Genomic DNA, 11,610 nt, shown 5'->3' with positions numbered 1-11,610 from the left:
GCGTGAAATATCGGTACATTAGTGTGGAAGGAAAAGTTATCAACATTTATGGTCAACTTTCTTTTGCAGTAGTATTGCATGGGAAAAATTTACTTAATTACCAGTTAATAAATGGTTTTAATGGTAATATTTTTCTTATAAAATACACAAAGGAGGGAGAAAAACCACCTTAAACAAGTTCAAAAAAATGTCTTGACATCTTTAGCCACCATATTGAAAACAATCGTACCTATGTACCCATTCGTTACCTTGCATATGCATGTGGCGTAACAGATCAAGATATTAAATGGGACAATGCTCTTGAAATAGTAACACTGAAATTAGGTGATACTATACTCCAGATGCAAGTGGGTATTGACCAAGCGATCAAGGGTGATCTTGTAGTAGACCTGGATGTAGCGCCCATCATGAAGAATGGTCGTACCTATCTGCCGGCTCGCTGGATAGCAGAAGCATTTGGTTATGAAGTAAAGTGGGACGAGCAAAGCAAAGCTATCCTAATAAGAACACCCGGCACTACTTAACGATCATCTGCAGTTCCTTATAAATCTAATAATAATACTTGAACATCTCTAATAAATTCTCCCAAAGTAGGCCTACCGGACCAGTATCCGGTGGGTCTATCTTATTAAAATTGATTAACCTTATCATTCCTCCATACATTAACAAATCTTACTGATTAGAAATTTATTGAATTACCCTTACGAGTTTTGCCTCGTTATAAGTATCCGTATGTTTATAACGAATGGTATAATCATCAATCACGATCGTCGCCTCACCCCTGGAGCCAGGCTTTCCAAAAGCCTTCACCGCTTCCTCATAATTGCTGAAAACAAACCAGATAAATCTGTTGTCGTAAACCAACTTGGGCAGAAAGTTTTTCGATTTATTGTCCACCTCGAAAACAATTGACGATCCCAGAAACCCATCGTTGTCATGACAGATATATTTCCCGCTTAACATTGCTTCTCCAGAAAATATGACAAGTGGCCGGGTGATCCTTAATACCCGGGATACTGCCTACCTGAACAGAATCCCGCCAATTGTATCCCCTGCCTTAATTTTTAGGGGGTCGAATAGATTTCCAGCACTCGGTTTCTTGGGAGCAGCACCCTGGGCAAGGTCGTCCCCAACAATCTCAGGCTGTTCTGGTTTTACCTTCACAGGTGGCAGTTCAGGATGCTTAGCCTCCTGGCTTTGTTCATTGGCTTTTTGAGCAGTTGTTTTGTCGGGATTATCACTTGTTTGGGCTGAACATCCGATTAGCATAAGAAAGACAACGAACAAACCAAAGACTTGTTTTTTCATCAGCACTCCCCCCCTACTTTTTACTTGCCCCTTTGAGATTGGTTATCGGAAGTTATGCCCAAAAGTTAACAGTAATTCTATTGCATTACAAATATTACATTTTCATTAATTCTCTTACAACCAACAGTCATATCCTCGCCACTCTCATACCTGGCCGCACATTAACTATGTAGTCAGCAGCAAAGGTACCTTGTTTTTGGCAGGAGAAGAACATTCCCTGGAACCAGGTTCCATCGCTTAGGTTCCCGGTGGGGCGGAGCATCAATTTATGAACAAAGGTGAACAGGAGTTTTCTTTTATTTGCATTGTGCCTGTGGAAGGCGATGTGTAATTTAATATTTTGTAGACTTTAAGCGGCGACACAGAAATAGTCGTCCTTTATTTTTGATCCAACGGTGAATGTTTTTATAGCCTGAACAAATCGTCTATTTTTAGTTAAGTATTTCATAAAAGGAGGTTAAAACAGCTTCCAAAATACTTATGCAAAGATAGTTAATCATAGCCATTATTAACCAAAATATGTTACAATGGTAACAGAGGTGGTTAATAATGAGAAAATATTTAACAGCAAAAGAGGTTAAAAAATTATACAATTTGCACATCAGTACCCTTCACAGATGGTCAAGAGAAGGGATTATACATCCGATAAAAACTGCTGGCGGTCATCGTCGGTATGACGAAAGCGAACTGCTTGCTGTTATGGGTAAAACTGTAGAAATTAAAGGAAATCGTTGTGCTATATATGCCAGAGTTTCTACTAAAAAACAGGCTGACAACGGGAACTTAATCCGACAATTGGAGCGATTGCAAGGAATCGCCAAGCGCAGGAAATATGTTGTAGTTGCAGAGTATCAGGAAGTTGCCTCCGGGTTAAACGAAAACCGTAAAGAACTCAGCAAACTATTAAAAATTATCGCCGGTGGTCAAGTAGATATTGTTCTCATAGAATACCGTGACCGTATAGCCCGTTTTGGTTACAAGTATCTCAAAGAATTTTGCCGACAATTTAACGTGGTTATCGAAGAAGTAGATGACCGGCCCAATAAAGAACCGCAAGAAGAACTGGTAGAAGACATGATAGCCATAGTAACCAGTTTTTCAGCCAGACTTTACGGAAAACGCGGCGGTAGAGTGGCAAAAAAGCTGGTGCAGGTCATTGAAAGCGAGGTGGCTGCCGGTGAAAACGACGGCAATGGGAGTAATCCTTGAACTTACCGAAACCCAACAAACCTACCTCGATAACCTCATGGCCCGTTACTGTGCAGCAGTCAGGTGGAGCTTTAAAAGATTACTGGAAGGCAAAGGAGTCCAGGATGTCCGTCAAAGCATACAGGTCAAGTTTAACTTCAACTCCCGCCAGGCCAACGATGCGGTGTATGATGCCCAAAGCACCATCAAAAGCCAGCATGAATTGGTCAAGTTACACTACGAAAATGCCCGGGCCAAAGTAGAATTTACCCAAAAGCGAATAGCCAAAGCCAAATCACCCAAGAAAAAAGCCAACCTGCAAAAACGGCTGGAGAAAGAACAAAGAAAGCTGTCTTATTGGCAAAAACACCTGGAGGGCAAGACCTTTCCGGCAGTTGTTTTCGGYGGMARRAAACTKTTTCWGGMAAGATGTAAAGGCAATATCASYGGGGAAGAGTGGCAGGAAGCCAGAAGTAACCGTTACCTGTCCCGGGGAGACAAGACCAAGGGCGGCAACCTGAACACACGCCTGTACGAGATGAACGGACAAATCTACCTGGATATAGCCGCCGAGCCAACCGGCACAGGCCGATACAAGCGTATCACCGTTCCGGTTTACCTGGCCCATAAACCTTCCAAAAAGACAGGTAAAATCAATGGTCGAAACTACCGGCAGATGGTTTTGGATTACCTCAAAACAGGTGCCGCCTACCAGGTAGAAATAATCCGTAAGGACGGCAGGTACTATATCCATGTCACCATCGAAGAAGATGTTCCGGTTCCCTATCATGCCCATGGCGCTGTTGGGGTAGATACCAACCCTGACGGCTTAGGGGTGGCTCTGACAGACTGCCTGGGGCAGTACCGGGGCAGCCAGTGGTTAAGACAGGGAGAACGGGCTGCACCAGGCCGCCGGGTCAACCCGGGTTTGGGAAGTGCACGGCAATTTAAGAAGCTGTTATTGTCTGTCCTGCTGCACAGAGTACGAAATAACGCGGCTTTACCGGGATTTTTTCTGTGACCGTTGTGACGGGCTGCTGCGTCCCCGTGTGGTGCTGTTCGACGACCCCATGCCCCGTGACTATTATACCGCTCAAAAGGTGATGTCCGGCTGCCAGCTGCTTCTGATTATCGGCAGCAGTTTGCAGGTTCAGCCGGTGGCAAGCCTGCCTGACCTGTCCCGGCAGGTGGTCATTATCAACCGGGAACCCACTCCCCGGGATGAAACTGCAGAACTGGTTTTTCGTGAACCGGCCAGCCAGGTGCTGGGTGATCTTGCAAGGGCACTGAAGGACCTGCAGGGGCCTTATTTCCAGGGCAAATAATTATGAGAGAATTACTGAAATGGTGGAATTGGAAAGATTCGAATCTCAAGGAGGACTCACGTTGGCACTGACAAAAATAAAGGATTTAGTTTATGTCTTTAAAGCACCGACCAATATAGGCGTCATCACTTCGGACGCCGGGGATGCCGTAGTCATTGATACAGGCATTGACGAATCCGTAGCCAGAAAACTCATGCGAGAAGTGGAAAACGAAGGTTTTCACATAAAAGCGATTATTAATACCCATTCCCATGCGGATCATATCGGGGGAAACCCTTTTATAGCCGCTCGCACCGGCGCAGTGATCCATGCCTCACCGCTGGAAACTCCTTTTATCGAAAACCCGCTGTATGAACCCTGCATGTTGACGGGAGGCGCCTACCCCTGGAAGGAGATGCGCAACAAGTTTCTGCTGGCCAAGCCCAGTACAGTGGGCGAAATACTACAGGCCGGCCCTGCCGCTGTCTGCGGGCTGCCCCTGGAGATTATTGCCCTGCCCGGGCATAGCGTGGATCAAATCGGGGTGCTGTATAACGGGGTTTTGTTTGCGGGAGATGCTTACATAAGCGGTAATCTACTGGAAAAACACGGCATTCCTTACAATGTGGATATCCAGGAATACCTGGAAAGCCTGGAAAGGTTAGCATCTTTAACCTGTCAATGGTATGTCCCCTCGCACGGGGAACCGTCTCAGAATATTACTTCCGATATCGAATACAATCGCAGCAAAGTGGTAAAGCTGATCGAACGAATCGAGAGCTGGCTTTCCGAGCCTTGGGAAGCGGAGGAACTGGTGGCTCAATTATGCTCTCACCTGGGTGTTACGGCAGCCAACCCCGGGTTATTTTTTCTGTACCGTACTGCCGTTATGGCATTTCTAAGTTATTTATATGAACAGGGATGCGCTAAAACAACGATTCAGGATAACCGGTTATTGTGGCACAAATAAAAGACCGGAATACCAATAGGGTATAGTAATTGGTTGGGGTTTTGTTTCAGCCCAACCCTTTTCTTTTTCACCTGTACGTGTTAACATAGGCTAAAATTAGTACCAGAGGTGATCGATCGTGCAGCGGGAACGCCCAAGCATTTCGAAATCATTACGGACCACCGGAATAATATTTATTATTATAAGTTTCTTTGTGGATCAGAAAGTTGAGTTTGGTCTCCTGGGTATCGCCTTTTTTGTCCTGGGAACCATTCAATTTAAAAGACCGGGGAAATAAATTTTTATCATAAGGAGGACCTTGAATGGGTGGCGGACCAAATCTAAACTATCATCGATGTGATTGTCCCCCAAGCTGCTACCAGGAGTTTGGTTTCGGGACCCGTGGAACGGCCTGTTTACGATATGGCTGCACGCCGGCCTGTGTTGCCTGTGCCTATTCCCGGCCGAAGAACATTCCGGCGTGTTATGAAAGCCTGCCGGGTTACCCTGAAGACTGCATCTCGCCCTTTTTCAAACCGGAGTGCAAGAAGTTCTGCAGATACGCCCAGGGTAGTTAGTTAGCTGTCTACAAGGCATTGGGAATATGTCTGATGAATTTTTTCTTTCCATCTTCATCGAAATAAACTGCCACCACGTCAAAGCGGCAGGAACTATTGGCAAGCTTTGGGCGGGCCAGCAGGTATTGTTGGGCCAGCATCCTGAGCTTGTTTTGCTTTCTGTAATCCACACTCTCTTCCGGTAAACCGTGACTTACACCGCTGCGGGAGCGCACCTCCACAAATACCAGCGCACCGGTGGTATCCCTGGCCACGATATCCAGTTCACCAATTCGGCAGCGATAGTTTTTTTCAAGGACCTGCCAGCCCATCCCGCAAAGGAATTTGCCGGCCTCCTCTTCTCCCCTGTTTCCCAATTCTTTTCTGTTTAATTTCACCTTTGTTACCTCTTTCCCGGAAAGAATCTATTATCTCTTTCTGGACAATGCATGGTTTTCCCTTTAAATTCAAGATTAACGATAATAGTTTATTATTAGGCAATTTAACCCGGCTCCGAAAAACAGAAAAATCTCCCACCGACCACAGCATGCGGGAGATTTTCTTGTACCTAAATTGATTTGCCTAATGCAGGAAGAAGGACTGGGCCGCCATGTTGGCCATTTCCGCCAGGGGGCCGGGGTAGATGCCAAGTACGATGGTGGTCACCAGGGTGATAAAAAGAGTTAGGGTCGCAGCGCTGCCCATTTCGATGGGAGACGGGTCCTTGGGATCATCCCGGAACATGACCAGCACCACCCGCAGGTAGTAGTATACCGACACCATGCTCATGATCAAGCCCAGGTAAACCAGCCACATATACCCTTCCACCACGGTTTGAAACAGGTAGAATTTGCCCACAAAACCCGCCAGGGGCGGTATGCCGGCCATGGAAAGCAGGCAAACCAGCATGACGGTAGCCGCCAGCGGCGCCCTTTGAGCCAAACCGGCATAGTCGGCAATTTCGTCGCTCTGAATCTTATTATAGACCGCCGCCACCACCGTAAAGGCTCCCACGGTGGCAAAGACATAAAGGAAAGCATAAAACATGACGCCCTTGATGCCCGCTTCCGTGGCAGCCACCAAGCCAACCAGGATATAGCCGGCCTGGGCAATGCTGGAGTAAGCAAGCATTCTTTTGATATTGGTTTGGGGAATGGCCACCAGGTTGCCGATCAGCATGCTCAAGGCAGCCAGGACGGCCACCGGCAGAGCCCACCGGTCATGCACCCCTGCGAAACCTCCTAAAAATAACCGGAGTAAAATCGCAAAGGAAGCTGCCTTGGAACCCACCGCCAGGAAGGAGGTCACCGGTGTCGGCGCGCCTTCGTAAACGTCCGGGGACCACATATGAAAAGGTACAGCCGCTACTTTAAAGCCAAGACCCGCCACCAGCATCACCAGCCCCACGATCAGGAGCGGGTCTGCTCCCCCCCTGGCAACGGCCTGAGCAACCTGCCCGATGATGATGGTTCCGGTTGCCCCGTATACCAAGCTTAAACCGTAAAGGGTAACCGCCGAGGACATGGCGGCCAGCAGCAGGTATTTCATGCCGGCCTCCAGGGATTTCGCCTCAATGAAACGGAAGGCCACCAGGATAATGAAGGAGATGGTCATCAGTTCCATGCCCAGGTACAGGGTGATAAAGTCCCCTGCGGAGACCATGACGACCATGCCCAGGGTGGCAAAGATGACGGTGGAATAATATTCGAAGTGATTGCCGACGTTTTGGTCGATATACCGGAAAGAACCGAAAATCACCAGGATGGCTGCCGTTAAGAATATCATCTTGAAGAAATTGGCGTAACCGTCCACCAGGTACATGCCGTTCAGCAGTTCTCCCTGGTTGGACCAGTTGACGACGGTAATTACCAGCACCAGCAGGAGACCCAGCACAGCGAAGCTGCCCAACCCCCTGCGGGAGGCGGAGGGAGCCACCAGACCCAGCACAAAGGTGGTTAACCCGAGTACAAACATGGCCAGTTCGGTTGTTAAAAGGGAAAAGTCAAAGTTCATTTATCTCCCCCCTATCTGCAGGGCTTCCTGAATATGTGCCATAATGGGCGCCACCCCGCTGTTCACCATATCAAAGAGAAGCGAGGGAAGAATCCCGCCGAGCACCAGGACACCGCCAAGCACCACCAGCGGTACCAGTTCCGGGCCCCTGATATCCCTAACGTGGTTGTATTCCTCTCGGGCCGGACCAAACAAGGTATTGGCTCCTGCCCGCAGCACATACAGCGCCGTGATAATGATACCGGCAATGGCCAGCACCGCCAGCCAGCCAAAGACCCTGAAGGACTCCACGAAAATGGTAAACTCCGGGATAAAGCTGATTAAACCGGGCAATCCCAGGGAAGCCATGGCCGCCATCATGAATCCCACCGACAGCGGGGCGCCTGGTGGGACAAGCCGCCCAGGTCCGGAATCCAGCGGGTGTGGGTTTTCTCGTAAATGAACCCGATCATGGAGAAGAACAGTGCCGCCATCACCCCGTGGGCAAACATATTGGCCACCGCCCCGTTGACCCCGATCACCCCCAGGGAAGCGACACCCAGTAAAACATAGCCCATGTGGGAGACTGACGAGTAACCCACAAGATATTTGAGGTCCTTCTGGGCCAGCGCGCCCATGGCGGCATAGGCCACCCCGATGACCCCCAGCACCGCAATCCAGGGAGCCCAGAACTTGGCGCCCAGGGGCAAGACGAAAATTGCCACCCGGATTAAGCCGTAGCCCCCGATCTTTTTCAGCACGCCGGCGTGGATCATGGATACGGCGGTGGGAGCGCCGGCATAGCCGTCCGGTGACCAGGAGTGGAAAGGCCACATGGAGAGCAGCGAACCAAAGCCCAGCAGCATCAAGCCAAACATATAGATCTGAAACTCTTCCGGAAAGGCCACCCGGGCCAGCCCCTCAAAACTCATATTGGGCGTACCTGTGATGGCTACCGACTCAACAAAGGTAGCGATGACACCCACCAGCAGGAAGGCCGACCCGATCAGCAGGTAGATGGTCAGCTTCATGCCGGCGTATTCCTTGGTGACCCGCTTGGAGCTCCCCCAGATAATCACCATAATGTAAATGGGGATCACCACAACCTCGTAGAATAACAGGAAGATAAATAAATCCTGGGCGATAAAGGTCCCCATGACGCCCGCAATGAGAACCAGCAGGTAAATCATGAGTTCCTTGGCCCGGTGGCTGACATTCCAGGAGGCAAAGACCGCGGCAAAACCAATCAAGTTGGTCAGCAGCAACATGGGTAAACTTAAGCCGTCCACCGCCATGTAGTAGGAAACACCCAAATCACGAATCCAGGGAACGGGCCTGCCGAAATCAACCCACTGCAAGCCGCCCACAGACTGGTCATAGCCAAAATACACATAAAGACTAAGGGCCAGGGCAACCCCTGTTCCCAGGGCCGCCACCCACTTGCAGAGCTTCTCTTCTTCTTTGGGAATAAAGACAATGATCAGAGCAGCGATAATAGGGGCCAGCAAGGTCAACGTTAATACCGGGATATTCATCTATTTACCACCTCCCAGGATACCGGCCGAAGTGGGATTGCCAAAGGCCAGCACCACCGTGATAACCAGTACGGCCAGGAAGAACACCAGGGCATAGGTCTGCAGTTTCCCTGTCTGCAAGTAACGGAGACCCTTGCCGGAAGTCCGGGTAATTCCGGCCAGGCCGTCCACAATGCCATCCACCACGTGGATGTCAAACCAGTACAGCACCCTGCGCCGGCATCCACCACGGACCGGGTAAACCACTGGTACAATTCGTCCACATAGTACTTGTTATAGGAAATCCTGTAGAGGGTTTGATAACGCTCAGCCAGCTGTTTAACCCTTTGCTTTTCTTCGTCCTTATAGTAAAAAATGTAAGCCAGGCCAATGCCGGCCACGCCCAGAAATACCGACAGCAGCATTAAACCAATGGCGGGTTCCCCGTGGTGAGGCTGACCGAAATGGATCCACTCACCCCAGTAGTTGGCCCAGGGAGTGCCGATTAAACCGCCCACGGTGGATAAAACCGCTAAAACGATCAGGGGAAAAGCCATGTTCCAGGGAGATTCATGGGGATGGTTTTCCGGTTTCTCCTTACCAAAGAAGGCCAGGAAAATCATCCGCCACATATAGAAGGCCGTCAGAAAGGCCGTGAAGGCTGCCATAAAGAACAGAAGGTAGCCCAGGATGTGGCCATGTGTGGCATACTGCATCGTTACCGCTAATATTTCGTCCTTTGACCAAAACCCGGCAAAGGGCGGAATCCCTGCAATGGCCAGCCCCCCGACAACAAAGGTCCAGCCGGTGATGGGCATCTTTTTAATCAGGCCGCCCATATCCCAGACGTCTGCCTTGTGATGCAGGGCATGCAGTACCGAACCGGCCCCCAGGAACATCAGCGCTTTGAAGAAGGCGTGGGTCCAGAGGTGGAACATACTGGCGGACAGGCTGCCCACCCCCAGGGCCAGCATCATATAGCCCAGTTGGGATACCGTGGAGTAGGCCAAAATACGCTTAATTTCCCTCTGGGTAATGGCAATGGTGGCCGCAAACAACGCCGTGAAGGCGCCGGTAAAGGCCACGACTTCCATAGCGCCGGGGACTTCAGCAAACAGGAACAGGGTTCTGCCCACCAGGTAAACACCTGCCACCACCATGGTGGCGGCGTGGATCAAAGCAGATACCGGGGTAGGGCCTTCCATGGCGTCGGGCAGCCAGACGTGCAGCGGAAACTGACCAGACTTACCGATGGGACCGATAAACACCAGGATGGCAATGAGGGTCAGCAGCCCCAGGGAAATGCCGAACTGCTCGTAGGCCGGCACCCTTTGGGTCAGCTCCGTTAAATCCAGTGTACCAAAAACAATTTGCAAAAACAGCAGACCCAGCAGCATCCCAAAGTCACCGATGCGGGTGGTCATAAAAGCTTTTTTCGCCGCTTCCCGGGCGGATATTTTAAAGGTGTAAAAGCCGATTAAGAGAAATGAACACAGCCCCACCAGTTCCCACATCACAAACATCTGCAGCAGGTTGCTGGAGATCACCAGTCCCAGCATGGAGGCGGCAAACAGGGAGAGGTAAGAGAAAAATACCGAGTACTGCGGATCATCCTCCATGTAACCGGTGGAGTAAATTTGAATCAAGGTGGCCACCAGGGATACCATAAACAACATCATGGTGGAGGTGGGGTCCAGCATGACCCCCACATGCACTGTAAACCCTTCCATGCCAAACCAGCGCAGGAAATAAACCAGCGGTTTTTCGATAAATGCCGGATTGGTGAACACCCCGTAGCAATGGCCGATGACAAAACAAAGGACGAGAAGATTGCCGCGATAGAGACCGCCGAACTCAGTTTTGGCCAGGGTCTGGTCAGAAAGACGATCATCGCAAAGGCCAGGGCCGGCAACAGGGGCACCAACCAGGCATGACGTAAAGCAAACTCAACCATTCCGTTAACACCTACCTTCCACCCCTACCACTTCATCCAATCAAAATCATCAAGGTCAACCGATTTGCGATTGCGGTAAATGGCAATGACAATGGCCAATCCCAAACCCACTTCCGCCGCTGCCACGGTAATGACGAAGATGGCAAAAATCTGGCCGATAAAAGCTTCCGGGGTCAGAAATTTGTTAAAAGCCACCAGGTTAATATTCACCGCTGTTAACATCAATTCAATGGAGATGAGCACTGCAATGGCATTTTTTCTGGAAATGGCGCCGTACAACCCGATGGCAAAGAGGGCCGCACTCAGGGCGATAAAATAAGAAGGATTAAGACCTGTCGCCATTTGCCTTCACCTCCTTCACCAGCACCAGGGAGCCTGTTAAGGCCACGGTCAGCAAAATGGCCGCCACTTCGAAGGGAATGACAAAATCCTGCATTAAAATGGGGGCCAGGTTCTGCACCGTTTTCTCCGGCACCTCCTGGCCGGCCACCACCCACTGGGCCCTGGCGGTCAGCAGCCCGATGACGATGAACAGTCCGCCTACCAAAGGTGCGGCAATTTTAAAACGCCAGTTGACCGGGTTGGAGTTGGCCATGTCAATTCTCTGCACCAGCATGACGCCAAAGGCGATCATAATGCATACCGCACCGGCATAAACCAGCACCTGAACCGCCGCCACAAAGTCCGCGTTCAGCAGGAGAAAGATCCCTGCCACCCCAATGAAGGTGACAATCAGCCAGAGCACGCTGTGAACCAGGTTCTTCAACGTGACCACCAGCAGGGCGGAACCCAGGACCATGCCGCTGAGCAGGATAAAGGCAATAAAACTATAGATATTTTCCAC

11 protein-coding genes and 4 pseudogenes are annotated in these 11,610 nt (G+C 50.0%); 7 read left to right on the top strand and 8 right to left on the bottom strand.

Annotated features, from left to right (window positions below; translation table 11 throughout):
• The first annotated feature begins 197 nt into the window (after positions 1-197).
• On the top strand, positions 198-524 hold the full coding sequence (locus P378_RS16885; RefSeq protein WP_099084042.1) for a stalk domain-containing protein: 327 nt from the start codon (positions 198-200) through the stop codon (positions 522-524).
• Between the two features lie 163 nt (positions 525-687).
• On the opposite strand, the gene P378_RS16880 is transcribed toward P378_RS16885, so the two are convergent.
• Positions 688-963, bottom strand: coding sequence for a hypothetical protein (locus P378_RS16880; protein WP_099084041.1), 276 nt, complete (start codon positions 961-963; stop codon positions 688-690).
• Between the two features lie 57 nt (positions 964-1,020).
• On the bottom strand, positions 1,021-1,308 hold the full coding sequence (locus P378_RS16875; RefSeq protein WP_099084040.1) for a hypothetical protein: 288 nt from the start codon (positions 1,306-1,308) through the stop codon (positions 1,021-1,023).
• Positions 1,309-1,435: 127 nt separating this feature from the next.
• Between P378_RS16875 and P378_RS23230 the strand changes: the two are divergent.
• The 6 genes and pseudogenes from P378_RS23230 to P378_RS16845 all read left to right on the top strand — a co-directional run.
• A pseudogene (locus P378_RS23230) lies at positions 1,436-1,549 on the top strand (cupin domain-containing protein); the annotation flags it as partial.
• Between the two features lie 308 nt (positions 1,550-1,857).
• Entirely contained in the window at positions 1,858-2,517 is a 660-nt protein-coding gene (locus tag P378_RS16865; RefSeq protein WP_099084039.1) for an IS607 family transposase, read from the top strand.
• Positions 2,486-3,391, top strand: a pseudogene (locus tag P378_RS16860) (IS200/IS605 family accessory protein TnpB-related protein); the annotation flags it as partial. The gene P378_RS16865 and the pseudogene P378_RS16860, both read left to right, overlap by 32 nt.
• A 40-nt stretch (positions 3,392-3,431) precedes the next feature.
• A complete protein-coding gene (locus P378_RS16855; protein ID WP_238473371.1) occupies positions 3,432-3,821 on the top strand; it encodes an SIR2 family NAD-dependent protein deacylase in 390 nt (129 codons plus the stop codon).
• Between the two features lie 61 nt (positions 3,822-3,882).
• Positions 3,883-4,770, top strand: a complete 888-nt coding sequence (locus P378_RS16850; RefSeq protein WP_099084037.1) for an MBL fold metallo-hydrolase — start codon at positions 3,883-3,885, stop codon at positions 4,768-4,770.
• A gap of 302 nt (positions 4,771-5,072) precedes the next feature.
• Positions 5,073-5,327, top strand: a complete 255-nt coding sequence (locus P378_RS16845; protein WP_099084036.1) for a hypothetical protein — start codon at positions 5,073-5,075, stop codon at positions 5,325-5,327.
• An 8-nt stretch (positions 5,328-5,335) separates the two neighbouring features.
• On the opposite strand, the gene P378_RS16840 is transcribed toward P378_RS16845, so the two are convergent.
• The 6 genes and pseudogenes from P378_RS16840 to P378_RS16815 form a co-directional block, all read right to left on the bottom strand.
• Positions 5,336-5,704, bottom strand: coding sequence for a YraN family protein (locus P378_RS16840; RefSeq protein WP_099084035.1), 369 nt, complete (start codon positions 5,702-5,704; stop codon positions 5,336-5,338).
• A 184-nt stretch (positions 5,705-5,888) separates the two neighbouring features.
• Positions 5,889-7,319 carry an NADH-quinone oxidoreductase subunit N gene (locus P378_RS16835; protein ID WP_099084034.1) on the bottom strand — a complete coding sequence of 477 codons (1,431 nt, stop codon included), beginning with the start codon at positions 7,317-7,319 and terminating at the stop codon, positions 5,889-5,891.
• A pseudogene (locus tag P378_RS16830) lies at positions 7,320-8,833 on the bottom strand (complex I subunit 4 family protein).
• Positions 8,834-10,766 (bottom strand): annotated as a pseudogene (gene nuoL, locus P378_RS16825) (NADH-quinone oxidoreductase subunit L).
• A 24-nt stretch (positions 10,767-10,790) separates the two neighbouring features.
• Positions 10,791-11,108 (bottom strand): NADH-quinone oxidoreductase subunit NuoK, encoded by a 318-nt coding sequence (gene nuoK / locus P378_RS16820; RefSeq protein WP_099084033.1) that lies wholly within the window; start codon positions 11,106-11,108, stop codon positions 10,791-10,793.
• On the bottom strand, positions 11,092-11,610 hold the full coding sequence (locus P378_RS16815; RefSeq protein WP_099084032.1) for an NADH-quinone oxidoreductase subunit J family protein: 519 nt from the start codon (positions 11,608-11,610) through the stop codon (positions 11,092-11,094). The genes nuoK and P378_RS16815 overlap by 17 nt, the downstream gene beginning before the upstream one ends.

This window comes from Desulforamulus profundi (assembly GCF_002607855.1).
The sequence above is the reverse complement of the archived record's forward strand: the minus strand, read 5'-3'. Positions and strand labels throughout refer to the sequence as shown.